The following is a 15,850-nucleotide window of genomic DNA, read 5'->3' as shown; positions in this document are numbered from 1 at the left end:
AGTTACCACAGTTACAAGATTTGCCGTCGATGGCCATTCGCCGTCCGGTGTTAATCGTTGTATTAAATTTATTGATTATTATTGCAGGTATTGCTGCTCTTGCCGGCGTTGAAGTTCGTGAATTGCCTGATGTAGATAGGCCGCGTTTAACGGTGTCCGCATCGTTTCCTGGGGGCTCGCCTGAGACCGTCGACACCGAAGTCACGAGTAAGTTAGAAGGCGCAGTCGCGCGTGTCAGTGGTGTAAAAAGCATTCGTGCACAAAGTGAAGAGAATAATGCACGGATTGTTGTTGAATTTCGTCCGGGCATTAACCTAGACGATGCAGCAAACGAAACACGCGAATCCGTTTCTCGAGTACAAAGAGAGCTACCTGAAGAAGTTGAGCGGGTGTCCATTATTAAAGCGGATAATGATGCAGAAGCCGTGGTGTCTTTAACTGTAAGTAGTGCCTCTTTAACACTTGAAGGATTGACCGAGCGAGTAGAAAAAGACTTAGCACCGCAGTTTTTAACTATTCCAGGCGTTGCCGATGTGCGCCTGAACGGCGATAGAGAGCGAGTGCTGCGCGTAAGACTTGATCCGTTAAAACTGACAAGCTTTAATTTAACCGTTCCGGATGTTGCTGCGGCGCTTAGACAAGCCCCGTTTGATGTACCCGCAGGCAGTTTAAAGTCGGACGATCAACAGCTGATTGTCCGTGCCGATGCCACCTCAGTAACCGCTGAGCAGGTGAGTGATATCATCATTCGTGGTGAGACTCGGGTGGGGGATATTGCCTCTGTGTATTTTGGGCCGGCTGATCCTCGCTCTATGGTGAGGCTTGACGGAGAGCCTGTAATTGGGCTTGAGATCATTCGCCAAGCACAGTCCAATACCATTGAAATCTCAGATGAAGTTCTGCAGCTCGTTGATAAGATAAAAGTACGCTTTCCAGATCTGGAGCTATTCGTCACCTCCGATGATGCACAGTTTATTCGCTCATCCGTAGACGAAGTCTTGAGCTCGTTAGTGATAACCATATTGCTGGTGGTATTCACCCTTTGGGTATTTATCGGCTCGTGGCGTGCGACGCTTATTCCAGCTTTTGCAATCCCGGTTGCGCTTATCGGCTCTTTGGCGCTGATCTGGGCGCTTGGCTTCTCTGTTAATATTTTAACCTTGCTAGCACTTGTGTTGGCCACTGGACTTATCGTCGATGATGCGATTGTTGTTAGTGAGAATATTCAGCGTCGTCGTGGCGAAGGGATAGGTCGTCGCGCCGCGGCGGTACTTGGGACAAGAGAAGTCTTCTTTGCTGTAGTCGCGACAACCGCAGTACTTGCTGCCGTATTCGTACCGATTGCCTTTTTACCCTCGACTGCGGGCCGATTGTTCAGGGAGTTTGGTGGCGTGTTAGCTGGTGCTGTGATTATTTCTTCATTTGTGGCCCTGTCATTGGTGCCAGCATTAACATCTAAGTTAAAAGTGAAGCAAGATAGCAAAAAGCATCTATTTTCGAGCATTGGTGTGAAACTCGCAGAAATGTATCGCGGTACGATCCACTGGGTACTTGACCATGCATGGCTAACCTTTGGTGTATTTGTGGTTATTGCGAGCTTATCTGGTGCGCTCTATTCGCAATTGGATAATGAGCTTTTGCCATCTGAAGACAGAGGCAAGATCAGGATTTTCGCAAGAGGGCCTGACGGTGTTGGCCTTAACTTTATGGATAGACAAGCCAAGCAAATGGAAGACATTTTATTACCTTTTGTGGAAAGTGGAGAAATAGAGTCTATCTATACGGTTGTTGGTCAGTGGGATCCCAATATCGTGTTCATTACTGTGCCGCTAAAGCATTGGGATGAGCGTCATTTCTCGCAACAGGAAATTATCGATAAGATCCGAGGACCGCTTGGTAATATACCTGGTGCACCTGCTCGTGCCTTTGGTGCAAATAGCTTAAATCTAAGAGGCCAAGGTGGTGGTATCGAGCTTGCGCTACTTGGTAACGACTATTTAGAGATTTTTAAAGCAGCGCAACAATTTGCGGCTTTGGTTGAAAAAGAAATGCCAGACGTGGCTCCAGTGCAAATCTCTTATCAACCCTCGCAACCTCAGCTCCGCGTAAACATTGACCGTCGAAGAGCAGAAGAGCTTGGCGTTAGTTTGAGTGATATCTCAACGACACTTAGGGCGGCCATTAATGGCGATGATGTTGCTGATTTGAATGTTGGCGATCAATCCATACCAATTATGCTGCAAGCTCAAAACCATACCATCAGAGATCCAAGTGATTTGGCTAACCTTTATGTTGGCAGCCGCTCTGGTGCATTAGTTCCGCTAAGTAGCCTTGCTGTTATTGTAGAAGAGGGCGTAGCTGCCGAGCTTGAACGCCACGCTCAGCGTCGTAGTATCGAGCTGGATATGAAACAGCCAGAAGACATGCCTATGGCAGAAGTGGTTGAAAAATTACGAACGCTGGCAGATCAGAGTTTACCCGACAGCGTGACGCTGGCGTTTAAAGGGGAAGCATTAACGTTTGAAGAAACGGCCAACGAAGTGTTACTTACCTACGTGCTGGCGTTTTTGATTGTGTTGCTTGTACTTGCTGCGCAATTTGAAAGCGTGAATAGTGCCGTTGTAGTGATGATCACTGTTCCGTTTGGGATCACCTCCGCCATACTGGCGCTGTATCTTACAGGTACTTCGTTAAACATATATTCGCAAATCGGCTTAGTGATGTTGATTGGTTTAATTGCTAAAAATGCCATCTTGTTAGTTGAATTCGCAGATCAGTTACGTGATAAAGGACGGTCAGTAAGACAAGCTGTTGAAGAAGCGGCAGTGATCCGTTTACGTCCTATCATGATGACCTTAGTATCTACATTACTTGGTGCTTTACCGTTGATTTTATCGGTAGGCGCAGGTGCTGAATCGAGAAATGCAATCGGTTGGGTCGTATTTGGCGGTTTAGGCTTGGCGGTTTTCTTTACGCTTTACCTCACACCTGTCGTTTATCTCGGTTTAGCGAGATTTACAAAACCGAGGGCGGATGAAACCAAATTATTAGTGGATGAACTTGATAAAGCTGAAAGTTAAATTCCACGGTTAAAAATAAAGTAAGGTGAGCGCAGCAATAGCTGCGCTTTTTTTATACAGTGATTAATGTTGTGGTAACACATTCTTTGATACTTTTTGTTGAACTTTTCATTATTTAAACTGTCACAACCGATGTGGTTGTTTTATAGCCAGTATGTTTGCTACTCTAAGACAGTAAATCCTGTTTTCTATAACAATAATAAAAATAACAAGCTAATTGAAAGAAGATGTGTCATGGGTAATTTATTTTTAAAAGAACGGGAAAATTGGACCGCCTGGATTATTTGGAGCTTGATAGGATGCACGGCAACCGTTGCATTATCGAGTTATACCAGTGAGATATGGATGGGGCTATTGGCGCCTATCTTGGTATTAGGATTACTAACAACATGGATGAGTTACACCAAGCGATTTGATTTTTCCAGAGCATTCAAAGTGCTTAGTACCGTTGTGTTGTTTTCATCTATTCCGGTTATCATTGAAAAAGTGCTGCCTGCAAAAAACGCAGTCATTGGTATGATTGACTCGGGGATCATCGTGATTGCAATGGTTATCGCCAGTTGTATTTTTGCTTACATTGCCAAAAGGCCAAAGCAATATTATTGATTATTCGGCTATTATTTGCGCTTTTGAATGCAAAAATTGAAATAGTGCTTTACAACCGATGGATAACTCCATAAAATGCGCGCCAACAACGGAGAGATGGCTGAGTGGTTGAAAGCACCGGTCTTGAAAACCGGCATACGTTAATAGCGTATCTAGGGTTCAAATCCCTATCTCTCCGCCACCTCATTCCCAAAACCGCCTCCAAATGGCGGTTTTTTTCGTTTGGAGGCGTGTATGTCTGCGGCTAGTAACATGGCAATAATAAAACATGGTTCTATTTGGATTGTATTTAGTTATTTTTATCTTAGCGGCCTAAACATGGCGCTAACGTTGTCGATTGATTCGCAACAAGACCCTGATATTACGATGACGCTGCTGCATGTTTTTTTATTCAATTGCCTTGTTGGTCATCTGATCACTAAATATGAAAAATCCTGGCCAGAAATCGCCAGTGTAGTTATTGCATTATTTGGTGTGGTTGGATTTGGACACTACTTTGTTGGTAGCTTGGGAGAGTACAGTGATGAGCTTAATATTGGTCTTGTATTATTGCTGCCATTTGCAACCTTTGTAATGAAAAAACTCAAACAATATGCCGAAGAGAAAGCCGCTAGTTAGCGGTTTTTTTGTGTCCGACGAATAGCTCGACTGCTTGATAATCAAGCCGCTCCGGTATCTTGCCTATTTTGGCTGTGATACAATCTAAGGTTCTTGTTAATAAAAAATATGGAAAGACTATGTCTCAATTCAACACAGACGCAGATAAAGCGAGCTACGGTATTGGTTTACAAATGGGTGAGCAACTTAAAGCAAACCCTTTTGAAGGTCTAAACCTTAACTCTGTATTCGAAGGTATGAAAGACGCTTATGCTGGTGACAGCTTCCGCGTTGAGATCCCTGAAATTCAAGCAGCATTTGAGAAGATCAATGCTGAAATCCAACAGCGTCGTGAAGAAGAAGCGAAAGTATTAGCAGCTGAAGGTGTTGCATTTCTAGAAGAAAATGCAAAGCGTGCTGAAGTAACAGTAACTGAGTCTGGTCTTCAGTATGAAGTAGTTGAAACTGGCGAAGGCGATAAGCCTGTTGAAGATTCAAAAGTACGTGTTCATTACCACGGTACTCTAATCAACGGTACTACATTTGACAGCTCTTACGAGCGCGGTCAACCAGCTGAATTCCCAGTAAATGGCGTGATCAAAGGTTGGACTGAAGCACTTCAAATGATGCCAGCAGGTTCTAAATGGCGTCTATACGTACCGCATGAGCTTGCGTACGGTGAGCGTGGTGCGGGTGCTGCAATCGCGCCTTTCTCAACGTTGATCTTTGACGTTGAACTACTAGACGTACTTTAAGTCTATGCTTTGAGTGGATCTGTTCGATCCACTCTATTATTCCATTTAGCTTTAATATTCCCTCAAATTGAGCAACTAAAATAACAAAAACTTTTACCTTGCTGACACAGACGTCGCTACCTTGCCCACAGCTGTGCTATCGACAAGATTTTATCGCCTCAAAATGGGTCACTGAGCTACGCTAGCTGTTATTACTTTTTCGACATATTTTCTTTAACCCGCCTCATTGCTTCCATTCAATACTAAATACACATTCTCCCAAAGCTTGGCTAATGCAGTTAGGTAGTCAGGTGTTTGAAAATGGGGACAGACGCTGTCGCCATAGATCACGGCTTTAAATTGTTCAAGTACGGCTAAGTTGGCTTTATCGCGCAATGTCATTATTTCATTCACCGTAAACGCATGTTGCTCCAGCAGGTAGTGGCTTCGCCACTCTTTACTAGACATAGTGATAGGTGATGGTAACCAAGTTAATGGACCATAAGTATCGCTTAGCAGTAATGTGCCATGGTTAAATATGGCTGAGACTCTATGATTGATAAATGTTGCTGAGCCATCATCAAACTCAGACGCAAAGTTTTGACAAAGCAGCGAAATGGACATTGTCCCGCGTTGTAGCAAAATACTAGCAAACGCACTCGGAGTAGCCTTGGGTTGAATGGCAACTGCCACATCAACTTCGTCGGTAAATAGACGACAAATTAAATCCAGTCCCGAATATAGTGTCCTGAGGTTGACGGCGAGGTCTAGATGCATACATTGGCCATGTGCTGCGGCACTGAAGTAGTTGTCATAGAAAGAGCGAATAGGGTACAGATCAGCGAAATGGGCGTTCACCCAGAATCTAACACCATTAGCTTTGGCAGCTGCTAGTGCCTGTGCCATCGAGGTCGGCCCAATTGGATGTTCACAAATTACATGGATATGTTTTTCTAATAGTGCGATAGTAATCTCAATACCGGCATCGCCAGCGATAGCCACACAAGCAATATCCACTTGTTTGTCTGTTATCTGCTCTGCATTGGTGTAATGTGGTACGGCAAAGGACTGAGCGTACTGTGTTGAGCGAAGACTACCAGTTGACAATATGCCACTGAGCATCAATCCCGTATTTTGAAATTGTAATGCCCGAATATAAGTAGCACCGTAATTGGTTCCGCATACTAAAACTTTCATAGCGAGTCCTTATGCAATGGGGTGTGGATACAAGTTAACCGCGCGGCCAGCCAAGAGTTTATGCAATCTTGGGTTGTCAATGCGCTTGAATTGTTCGCCAAAGTGAATGGGCTGCATATTAACACCAACAGCTCGAGCCACTCTAAATGGACTTAATGCAACGTCTGAAGCAGTGACATCAACAATGGCAATATCAACCCCCGCTTTGGTAATGCGCTGTCTTAGATCTGCGGCTCCCTCAAGAGTAGGATAAGGCCAGCATGATAGCGGTTTAGCTTCAGATTTAGGCTGTCTCATAAAGTTAAAGGTGGATAAGTGCGCGTTAGAGAAATAAAACGCGGCATGATCTTCTAACGTCCTGACCTGTTCTACGATTTGTGGAGCTTTATGCCCACTCTGCATTAGGCTGCAAAGATAGGGCATAACATGACCTTGCTCTAATAATGCTTTGGTGACAGCCACATTGATGTTGTCATGGGTTGCTAATGAAACTGATACCGCAGGCGTGGTGATGCCATCGCCTAGACCAAGGCAAACCACCGTTGGGATATGGATGCCGACGTCGAGAAGGTACAACTCCAGCGCGATGCCTTGTTGTGTTATTGACTCTACCATGAGCTTCAACTTGCCAGTTAGCAAGGAGTCGGCATTTAATCTAGTACAAGGGAGTTGGGCGTACCAGGTAAGCATCATTGCATCTCTTTCAATGAGTTCGAAGCAGGCTCTGATAGCCGCATCTTCGTTATCTTTACCTGCCGCTAAGCCATTGGAAGAAACTTGACTGAATTGTTCTTCATAAGGGCAACTAAAATTAAAGTAGCTCACTAAAGCGGGGACCCAAGTAGCGCGGTTTGTACCAATCCAATTGCCTTCAACCCAATGAATTTTTTGTTTACTTCGCCATTTGCTAAAGGGAAATCCAGGTGTTGCATACTGCTCGGGAGAATAGAGGACCAGATCTGCTGGGTTTACATAGTCTCCTTGAAGTTGATTTACCGTGGCATAACGACAGTTACGAATATCGTATCTCGCTGCTGAATAACGTTCAAGCGCTTCACCCACGGCACTAATATGAGCTGAAAGCGAGTCTAATCCTTTGCCTGAACCAACTTGGCCTTGTGTTCTCGGATCAAACTTACCACTTGTAAAACTACTTAGGCTTGCAGATGCGGTGACAGGGAGTTCAGGCAAGTGGGGGGCATGGCCCGTTAGTTGTTTTATCACGCCAAATTCAGGGTCAACCCAACCTCGCATCATTGTTTTAAATTGCTCAACTGTCTCTAATTCAGAAATGGCTGGTAACGCCTTATTGCAGGAAGAGATATCTTGTTCGCTAGGGCCAGAGCATACTGCGCATTCAGGGACTGGAATAATAGGGTGGAGCGAGCTTTCTCCACTAACCAAATTGGTTGTTCTGGTAGTATTTTGCAGCACAGATTGCGTGTACTGTAACAAAATGGTTTGTATATCAGTTGCAGCCTGCATTGCGATTGATGCTGACATACTACTTAAAATTGAATGGGCTCGAGCGCCGGAATGTGCTTTATTCGTGATCTCATCAATCTTGTGTGCAGTTTGCGGATTTATTGCGGTGCCAAGTTTTCGCAGCCGTAAACAGTTCCAGCATCCACCGCCTTGATTGGTAACATATGGACCTACATGCCCGGTTAGTCCATCAATTGAGACGTAAAAAGTAGGTAGTGCAAGCTTAGCTAAATGCGTGGCGATGTTGGTATGCGCACTGAGCGAGTCCGATGGCAGAGAAATAACAACCAGATCCCAGTTTTGAAGAATAACTTCATCTAATGGGGAGTTCAGTTCGGCAGTTTGTGCACTAACTTCTGAGTGAACAAAGCGTTGCTTTAGGTAGTCTGTGAAGGCATCGACCGTTGTAGTATTACTTGGCAGGTGATTAACTGCATGATGATAATAGCCACTTTGGTTAGTACAATTAGCATCATCAAGAATATGAATATACCCCACGCCAGCATTTAACAGCTCTTCTAGCATAGGCATCGCCCAAGGCGTTAACCCTATACACAGAATACGGTTATTCTGGAGTGTTCGAGGGTCACGCTTTGCCTCATTTTGCCACGCGTTAATAAAGCGGTATTGTTCAGGCCAAGGAGCTGAGGTTGAGTTGATAACAACGCGTTCAATGAGACCTTTTTGCTCCAATAAGTGCAATAATTGCTCAACACTAGCGCTAGAGTATTGCGTTATTTGTGATGCGATCTCATCGAGGCCAAAGTCACCATTTAATAAAGGAATAATGTCGTCAACAAAAGTACTTATGTCTTTTCCGTGGAGTTGAAAGTCTCCAAGATCAGAGCGTAACAATACTCCCTCATCGTTAGGTAAGATACTTGCGGCAGGTGATAGCCTTATTTTATCTTTATTCATATGCATCCTCTGTAAGTTATGGAAGCCCCGATAAAGAGGCTTCACTAATGTCTTTATCCTTGAACTGCACTCAACATACAGCAATAGATTGGACCTGGTGTACAGGTATAACATTGGTATGTTGGGTTACTTCCGGCACACAATTGTGCACCTTGAAAGTGATTAACTGAGGGTTGACACAACACACACTGTGTCGGCTGACAAGTAACGCACTGCGGTTGACATAAAACACATTGTGTTGGCTGGCAAGTAACGCACTGCGGTTGACATAAAACACATTGTGTTGGCTGGCAAGTAACACACTGCGGTTGACATAAAACACATTGTGTTGGCTGGCAAGTAACGCACTGCGGTTGACATAAAACACATTGTGTTGGTTGGCAAGGAACGCACTGCGGTTGACATAAAACACATTGTGTTGGCTGGCAAGTAACACACTGCGGTTGACATAAAACACATTGTGTTGGCTGGCAAGTAACACACTGCGCAGGCTGACAGGTTACACAGAACGAAACGATGCAAGGAACACACTGTATGCTTTGTGCGCATTGAGCGCTAGCGCCCCCTGAAGGTTGACACTGTAGACATTGCAGTGATGCAGATTCTGGCGTAGCAGTAGGCTGACAGTGAAGGCAGCAGTTACAGAAATTGACAACACAAGGGAGGCAGTTTGTGCAAGGCGAGCATGGAGTACATGGAGTGCAAGGAGTACATAAATAGCAAGGACTGCACGTAAGGGCGCAAGCGTCGCATTTACGTACTCCCTCTGCTTGCTGCTCAGAATATTGCTTTTCTAATTCTTTAACTTTTGAACTTAGCTCTGTGAGCTGAACCTGAAGATCTTTAACGTCATTACTCATTTTCAAATCCTTTATGACCAAAGTCATGGCTTTAGGTTGATGTTTGGTGCCGGGCGATAGACACCGCTAAATTCGCCATGGCAAATAACAACAAGGTTGAGACCTGACTAACTACACTGTGTAGATATCAACTTATATTTTGAACCTAAGCGAAATCCTAGTATCGCTATCCCACCTTAAACAGGGTGTTTGCAGTAATGTGGGGAAACAGTAGTTTGCTGTTTTTGGTGTTGTTAAACTGTAGCGAAATATTCTGTGTGTATTGCAGTTGCAACGCGCCACTGGATAACCTTTCTATCCAGTAAGTGGTAGAAAAGTTTGGAACGTCTACATGGTTTTTACAAAATGGGATACTTGAAACTAATCCATCATTGTCACTGTTAACGGTCAAAATATCCGTTTTAGTGATAGGGTTATATGCTTGGTTAACTAGCAATTGTTGTTCTAACACGATATTCGGATTGATATTTGGATTACTCGGTGAGTTTTCTCCATACAAACCCGCAATGGCAGTACCTGCCTTAGTTTCTGGTTGCGGCAGCGTGTTGGCAATGGGAATTTCTGGACGACCATCGACAAAGTGATGATTTCCAAGTGCTAAAATTGAGTTACCGTGTGGAATTGAAACCTGTTTGACTATCGCATGCTCTGGATTTTGTATTGGCACGTTTGCTCCACCTGAAGGAGCGGGGATATAAGGAGGGCGGTTGTATTTACCTGAACCTTGATTGGTGGTGGCTAAATTGAGCCAAGTGCCATTTTCAGCATGCACAAGTTGGTCTTTCTTGTCACCGTCGGCAAAAAATACACGTTGTTCATAAAAGATCGTATAACTATTTTGTTGATAATCGCCACCTCGATTTACTACTTTTCCTTGTGTGGCGCTAAAGGTGATCACCTCGTAGTAAGGGAAATTAAATAATATAACCCCTTCTGGAGCAGTTTCTTGCGGCAGCGGCATGACGTTAAATCCCGCAAAACGAGCGCTTGCCCAAGTGCCGATGAGATCTGCCAATGGCCCAAGTGCGCTGAGGGTTTCTGGCTGGCTATTTCCTCCTCCTGTTGCGAGTAAAGGTATATTGTAATCTGGGACAAAACCTTGCTTGTTAGGTTGCAGTGCAGCTTGTAGGTGATCTGCTGTGGCTTTTGCTTGCTGATTGGTGACAGTATTAAACATAAAAAACTCCCTTTAAAAGGTTTGTTAATAAAGTGTTTTCGGTGTTTAATTTAAGTATGGTTATGCAAATTAATCGATTACATCACATTACATTAAGGGCTGTGTTGTGCATTCGAATGCTTAGGCGTTTGAATTGGTAGGGTTCTTTGAACTCGGGTGAGCGCTATGTTGGTACAACTATAGTAAAGTGCTGACGTTATCATGAGAGCTCTCTAAACGCACAATGCAAAACGCTCCCATAAAAGGGAGCGTTTTTAGCAAAGCTGAGTTTGTGACGTTTTAGTAAGTCGCGCTGCCTTTAGTACGAGGGAAGGCAATAACGTCACGTACGTTGCCCATGCCAGTAACATAAGCAACCAAGCGCTCAAAGCCAAGACCAAAGCCTGAGTGAGGCACTGTTCCATACTTACGTAGGTCGCGGTACCAGCTGTAATCTTCTTTGTTTAAGCCCATCTCTTCAAGACGCGCATCTAGCACATCTAAACGCTCTTCACGCTGTGAGCCACCAATGATTTCACCAATACCAGGCGCAACGACGTCCATAGCAGCAACGGTTTTACCGTCTTCGTTTTGGCGCATGTAGAATGCTTTGATATCACGAGGGTAGTTTTTGATAACTACTGGTGCGTTAAAGTGTACTTCAGCAAGGTAACGTTCGTGTTCTGATTGTAAGTCGACGCCCCACTCAACAGGGAATTCAAACTCTTTATCACATGCTTTTAGAATTTCGATAGCATCTGTGTAATCTACCTGAGCAAAGTCTTTATCGATGAATGATTCTAGGCGAGTAATGGCATCTTTTTCGATGCGCTGTGCGAAAAACTCCATATCATCACGACGTTCATCAAGTACTGCTTTAAACACATACTTCAACATGTCTTCTGCAAGCGCTGCGATGTCGTTAAGGTCGGCGAATGCCACTTCAGGCTCAACCATCCAAAACTCTGCTAAGTGACGAGAAGTGTTTGAGTTTTCAGCACGGAATGTTGGACCAAAAGTATAGATTTTTGAAAGGGCACTGGCGTATGTTTCACCGTTAAGCTGACCCGATACGGTCAAGAATGCTTCTTTACCAAAAAAGTCTTCTGAATAGTCTACATCGCCTTTGTCTGTGCGTGGTAGGTTGTTCATATCAAGTGTAGATACACGGAACATCTCGCCTGCGCCTTCACAGTCACTTGCGGTAATGATAGGCGTGCTGATCCACTGGTAGCCACGCTCATGATAAAAACGGTGAATAGCTTGTGCAAGACAGTTACGTACACGCGTAACCGCGCCCATAACATTAGTGCGAGGGCGAAGGTGCGCATGTTCGCGTAAGTATTCAATACTGTGGCGTTTTGCAGCCATTGGGTATGAATCTGGATTCTCAACCCAGCCTAATACCTCAACGCTGTTCGCTTGGATCTCAAAAGATTGACCTTGACCTTGTGATTGTACAAGCACACCAGTCACCGCTACTGAACACCCAGCAGTAAGACGAGTCACTTCGTCATAATTATTCAGCGAATTAGGGACTACGGCTTGAATAGGGTCAAAACAAGAACCGTCATGAACGGCTAGAAATGAAATACCTGCTTTTGAATCACGTCGTGTACGGATCCAGCCTTTTACTGTTACTTGGCTGTCAACCGCAACGGTGCCTGCTAGTAGCTCCGTTATCGCTGTGTGGCTCATCTTTACTCCAAATGATTTATTTTTTATTTGTAAATTAAAAGACAGAGTGTCTTATCGTCATGTAAGCCGTATCTTACCTGCGATGGACAAATAAAAAAACACTGAAATGCAAAAAACTGGGCTGAAAAGAATGAGTAAAAGCCATGAAAAAACAGTCGGACTGTGGCATTATGAATGTTCGATGATAAAAATAGCTTTATTAATACTAACAGTGACGTTCAAAACTCGATGAAACAAGTTTTTATTTTGAGGGGTCTACCTGGCTCTGGAAAATCGCATTATGCGCAAACGCTAGCCGACGACCTAGTCTCCGGCGATGAAACACAGTATTTTATCTGTTCAACCGATGATTATTTTCTTAATGAAAACGGCGAGTATCATTTTGAAAAACAACGCCTTTCAGAATATCACAACTTAAACTTAGCCCGGTTTATTAACGCCTTAGCTGAAGGTATCCCTTTGGTCGTTGTTGATAACACCAATATCAAGAAATGGGAGTTTGTTGCTTATGCGTCAGCTGCTGTGGCAATGGGTTATCAAGTGAAAGAAGTCATTGTCGGTGAAATTAAAGATAAATCCCTACAGCACTTATATGCCAAGCGTAATAGCCATGGCATTGGCTTGAAAACAATTTCAAAAATGGCCCACCTTTTCGAATGGTGATCAAGTATAGGGTAGAGTAACCCTAACAACGCTCGCACATGTAAAACAGGGTAGTATCGTATCCGATCTTACAGTTAAAAAGAGTGGGTTTAGACTTCACCTTAGAGCAAACAAGAGACGGTCGTCAATGTTAGCCTTATTTTACATAGCGGCCGGTTAGTTAACTCATTCCTGCCCAAAATAAGCTAGAAAATTTTGCTCAAAGGGTTAATAACAGCGTTTTGCGTCTTGCTGTAAAACATGAGTGTAGATACTTTGTCTAAAGGGCCGAATGCGTATTCGGCATTACGGTTTTTAGCCAATGCATGTCGTAAGCGAAAGTTAGGCTGATAAGGTTGCTGGCATCGTACACACGCAGAGCAAAGAGGCCAAAGACAGAAAACGTGACACTGATACCGCATTGGCCTTGTCAACATTGTCGAACAGGTATCTTGCGGCTAATTGGCGTAATTAAGTTAGATGCAACACCGAGCAAAGTAGACCGAAAGAGTTAGCAGCTAGATAGCTAATTAAAATCAATTAGTTAACCTACTTAATTGCTCAGGCTAGCGGCCTTTGTACGCGTAAAAAATATAATTGCTTATTAAGGCAAATTTAGGTGTAATGAATACATAATAAGCGCTGAGCAATGCAGGGAAAGCTTCATTAATAATAGATTAGCTGTTCAAACTAAATGATTTGGCTAATGTCTATAGAAAGCAAATTCCTATGATACATCGAACGGGGAGCTGCTCAGTCCAACAAGCGATTATGCAACACAAACTGCGTGTCGCATAAATACTAAAATGTTATCTTCTCCAAGGAGTTAAAGATGGATATTTTACTCACAACACTAGGTCATGTATTTACCTTTATCGGTGCGATTACCGCTGTTCTTGGAGACACCTATCATAGTGAACGACAAGGCTTGAAGAAGATCACTAAGGTCGGGTGGGTCGCGGCAACTGTCGCAACGCTGGGTATATCTATCAATATATATAAATCCGTTGACGATCATTTGACTAAAGAAGTTTACCAGTCCATTGCATTGAAAGATGTAAGGATAGGCTGGGGCATGGTTGCAACCCCATTCATGCTACTAGATTGGGAGGTCAGTGGTGAAAAACGGCAAAGAAATGTTGTTGAGTTACAAAGAATATTAAATGTCGGCCTACTTTCAAAGTTTGCTGAAGTGGACTTTTCTAAATTGTCAAAAATCCCACAATATGGGGATAAAAACCTCGCCACACTTACTTGCCAATTTACATCGAAGGGAATGAGTATTATGGAGAAGGCATCGCTTCAGAATAGCGAGATTATCTCTAGAGATGTCGTGCAACTAATTGAGGATATGCGGCAATCTGGTTCATTTGGAGGGTTACTTGCTGCTGGATGTGGTGATTCTTTGACTCGGCAGCCTAATTACGAATTATTCAGAAAGTTATTCGTTGAAGAAAAAATGCAGGCCTATTTGAGAAATATGATTGAGTTGGGAAAACTTATTGGAGAGGCAGAACGTGAAGATAACAAATCAACCCAGCAGACCGCAAACGTATCTGCTGATTGATTATCATTGATGACACCTGATTATCATTGATGACACCCACCGTTATTTGTATCTATGCTGGCAAAGTGAGATTAAAGCGTGCGGAAACACTAAAAGAATATAGACAAAAGCGTTCTTAGATAGGGCGACCTTTGGCGGGTAAGCGTATAGCTACACTAAAACTGGGTTATCGTGCACGACAAAGCGCTGTAAATACAGCAGTATGAAATTCTAGAGTTGAGAATGTGAGTCTTGCTAAGCCAACAAGCGCTCGCAGTTTGTTAGGTTTGTCCGTCGTCGTTTTTGCAGTGTTTCGCAGTAAGCGGTTATTGTTCGCTCTCGGCCAACGGCACCGTGGAATACCCGTGAAAACTGCGTAGTGAGTTTTATCCAGTTCTCCGGTTCGATATTTAGTCGAGAGAGTATGGGTTGTGCTTCGTTAATATAGCCTCGCTTGTCGGCGCGAATACATTGGCCTGTGAGTTCAACCAACTCAATATAGGATTTGAGCTCGAAAGGCAGTCCTTTTGGCATATGTTTTCGTGGGCTGCCAGCAAATCGTAGTAGGCTTTTTGGCTGTTTACTTAATTTCGCATGGTCAATTCGCTTTTTGATGCTGGTGTAGTCTGAGGTTTCAGGCGTTGCGGCAATTTTGGCTCTAATGGGGTTCAAGTCTACGTAAGCGAGACAAGCAGCCAGTGCTGCTTCATCCAGTAATGCTTGGGATTTAAATCGTCCTTCCCAAAATCGGCCTGTACAGTTATCTTCTATATTTGCTCGGCGGGCGATGTCTTCGTTAAGCACCCGCATAAACCAACTAATATCCGCTAGTCTTCCCCTGTACTTATCAACCAGCTCATCTAGCATCAATTGCTCCGACTCATTGAGTGGCTCACCTTCAGTAAATTTTTGGCTTATCCAATTGCCTTTAAACAACTTGTGCCACCGCATCACAATTGCTTCATCCGACAGACGTTTCGCCTTTTTGTCATCAACATATAAAACAATGTGAGTATGATTACTCATCACGGCATAAGCACAAACATCAATGCAAAATATGGAAGCCAACATCAAGAGCTTTTCTTCAACCCAATCACGGCGGTGTTCATATGATTTACCAGTAAATTTATCTTCGCCACAGAGAAATGCGCGCCTGACGCAACGGGAGATACAGTGATAATATTTGGTGTCGGTTAAACTGATTTGTCTTTTACGGGCAGTTGCCATAGTTTGGTTTCCTCAATCCATTGAGTGCAGAGCTAAAGCTTAGGTGGTATTTTAGGAAGGTGCAAATTAGAGGTGGGTGTCAGCGATTTGTAAAGAAGGAACTA

Annotated in this window: 12 protein-coding genes, 1 tRNA gene and 1 pseudogene; 8 read left to right on the top strand and 6 right to left on the bottom strand. The window is 43.8% G+C overall.

Annotation, left to right across the window (positions count from 1 at the left end):
* Positions 1–29 precede the first annotated feature (29 nt).
* From QSH61_RS09545 to bamJ, 5 genes are all read left to right on the top strand, one after another.
* Positions 30–3,080: an efflux RND transporter permease subunit gene (locus tag QSH61_RS09545; protein WP_172439979.1), complete on the top strand. Its 3,051-nt coding sequence runs from the start codon at positions 30–32 to the stop codon at positions 3,078–3,080.
* Positions 3,081–3,314: 234 nt separating this feature from the next.
* A complete protein-coding gene (locus QSH61_RS09540) occupies positions 3,315–3,686 on the top strand; it encodes a hypothetical protein (RefSeq protein ID WP_010379077.1) in 372 nt (123 codons plus the stop codon).
* A 90-nt stretch (positions 3,687–3,776) separates the two neighbouring features.
* Positions 3,777–3,867 (top strand) — tRNA-Ser (locus QSH61_RS09535).
* 53 nt (positions 3,868–3,920) lie between these two features.
* A complete protein-coding gene (locus QSH61_RS09530) occupies positions 3,921–4,304 on the top strand; it encodes a hypothetical protein (protein WP_206472974.1) in 384 nt (127 codons plus the stop codon).
* 119 nt (positions 4,305–4,423) lie between these two features.
* Positions 4,424–5,038, top strand: coding sequence for a BamJ family beta-barrel-assembly machinery protein (gene bamJ / locus QSH61_RS09525; RefSeq protein WP_010604796.1), 615 nt, complete (start codon positions 4,424–4,426; stop codon positions 5,036–5,038).
* 213 nt (positions 5,039–5,251) lie between these two features.
* Here bamJ and QSH61_RS09520 read toward each other — a convergent pair whose 3' ends face one another.
* From QSH61_RS09520 to asnS, 5 genes are all read right to left on the bottom strand, one after another.
* Positions 5,252–6,214, bottom strand: a complete 963-nt coding sequence (locus tag QSH61_RS09520) for a Gfo/Idh/MocA family oxidoreductase (RefSeq protein ID WP_206472973.1) — start codon at positions 6,212–6,214, stop codon at positions 5,252–5,254.
* A 9-nt stretch (positions 6,215–6,223) separates the two neighbouring features.
* Complete coding sequence (locus tag QSH61_RS09515; RefSeq protein ID WP_206472971.1) at positions 6,224–8,617, bottom strand: TOMM precursor leader peptide-binding protein; 2,394 nt, start codon at positions 8,615–8,617, stop codon at positions 6,224–6,226.
* Positions 8,618–8,687: 70 nt separating this feature from the next.
* Positions 8,688–9,098 (bottom strand): hypothetical protein, encoded by a 411-nt coding sequence (locus QSH61_RS09510; protein ID WP_248298727.1) that lies wholly within the window; start codon positions 9,096–9,098, stop codon positions 8,688–8,690.
* Between the two features lie 545 nt (positions 9,099–9,643).
* Complete coding sequence (locus QSH61_RS09505) at positions 9,644–10,654, bottom strand: heme-binding protein (RefSeq protein WP_010604792.1); 1,011 nt, start codon at positions 10,652–10,654, stop codon at positions 9,644–9,646.
* 279 nt (positions 10,655–10,933) lie between these two features.
* Entirely contained in the window at positions 10,934–12,331 is a 1,398-nt protein-coding gene (gene asnS, locus QSH61_RS09500) for an asparagine--tRNA ligase (protein ID WP_010379069.1), read from the bottom strand.
* Positions 12,332–12,559: 228 nt separating this feature from the next.
* Between asnS and QSH61_RS09495 the strand changes: the two genes are divergently transcribed.
* From QSH61_RS09495 to QSH61_RS09490, 3 genes and pseudogenes are all read left to right on the top strand, one after another.
* Complete coding sequence (locus tag QSH61_RS09495; RefSeq protein WP_026000942.1) at positions 12,560–12,994, top strand: AAA family ATPase; 435 nt, start codon at positions 12,560–12,562, stop codon at positions 12,992–12,994.
* 262 nt (positions 12,995–13,256) lie between these two features.
* Positions 13,257–13,488: pseudogene (locus QSH61_RS24420) on the top strand (IS91 family transposase); the annotation flags it as partial.
* Between the two features lie 317 nt (positions 13,489–13,805).
* Positions 13,806–14,540 (top strand): hypothetical protein, encoded by a 735-nt coding sequence (locus QSH61_RS09490; protein ID WP_206472969.1) that lies wholly within the window; start codon positions 13,806–13,808, stop codon positions 14,538–14,540.
* 234 nt (positions 14,541–14,774) lie between these two features.
* Here the strand turns inward: QSH61_RS09490 and QSH61_RS09485 are convergent, their stop codons facing one another.
* Positions 14,775–15,746, bottom strand: a complete 972-nt coding sequence (locus QSH61_RS09485; RefSeq protein WP_206472967.1) for a transposase — start codon at positions 15,744–15,746, stop codon at positions 14,775–14,777.
* Between the last annotated feature and the right edge of the window lie 104 nt (positions 15,747–15,850).

The sequence above is a fragment of the Pseudoalteromonas sp. JC3 genome, assembly GCF_030291895.1.
Classification (GTDB): Bacteria; Pseudomonadota; Gammaproteobacteria; order Enterobacterales; family Alteromonadaceae; genus Pseudoalteromonas.
Note: the sequence above shows the minus strand (reverse complement) of the source record. Positions and strands in the feature narration are given on the sequence as shown.

What these genes read in the sequence shown, in the direction of transcription:
- QSH61_RS09545 (WP_172439979.1), top strand. Translation starts at nt 30, where the DNA reads ATGGCCATTCGCCGTCCGGTGTTAATCGTTGTATTAAATTTATTGATT.
- QSH61_RS09540 (WP_010379077.1), top strand. Translation starts at nt 3,315, where the DNA reads ATGGGTAATTTATTTTTAAAAGAACGGGAAAATTGGACCGCCTGGATT.
- QSH61_RS09530 (WP_206472974.1), top strand. Translation starts at nt 3,921, where the DNA reads ATGTCTGCGGCTAGTAACATGGCAATAATAAAACATGGTTCTATTTGG.
- bamJ (WP_010604796.1), top strand. Translation starts at nt 4,424, where the DNA reads ATGTCTCAATTCAACACAGACGCAGATAAAGCGAGCTACGGTATTGGT.
- QSH61_RS09520 (WP_206472973.1), bottom strand. Translation starts at nt 6,214, where the DNA reads ATGAAAGTTTTAGTATGCGGAACCAATTACGGTGCTACTTATATTCGG.
- QSH61_RS09515 (WP_206472971.1), bottom strand. Translation starts at nt 8,617, where the DNA reads ATGAATAAAGATAAAATAAGGCTATCACCTGCCGCAAGTATCTTACCT.
- QSH61_RS09505 (WP_010604792.1), bottom strand. Translation starts at nt 10,654, where the DNA reads ATGTTTAATACTGTCACCAATCAGCAAGCAAAAGCCACAGCAGATCAC.
- asnS (WP_010379069.1), bottom strand. Translation starts at nt 12,331, where the DNA reads ATGAGCCACACAGCGATAACGGAGCTACTAGCAGGCACCGTTGCGGTT.
- QSH61_RS09495 (WP_026000942.1), top strand. Translation starts at nt 12,560, where the DNA reads ATGAAACAAGTTTTTATTTTGAGGGGTCTACCTGGCTCTGGAAAATCG.
- QSH61_RS09490 (WP_206472969.1), top strand. Translation starts at nt 13,806, where the DNA reads ATGGATATTTTACTCACAACACTAGGTCATGTATTTACCTTTATCGGT.
- QSH61_RS09485 (WP_206472967.1), bottom strand. Translation starts at nt 15,746, where the DNA reads ATGGCAACTGCCCGTAAAAGACAAATCAGTTTAACCGACACCAAATAT.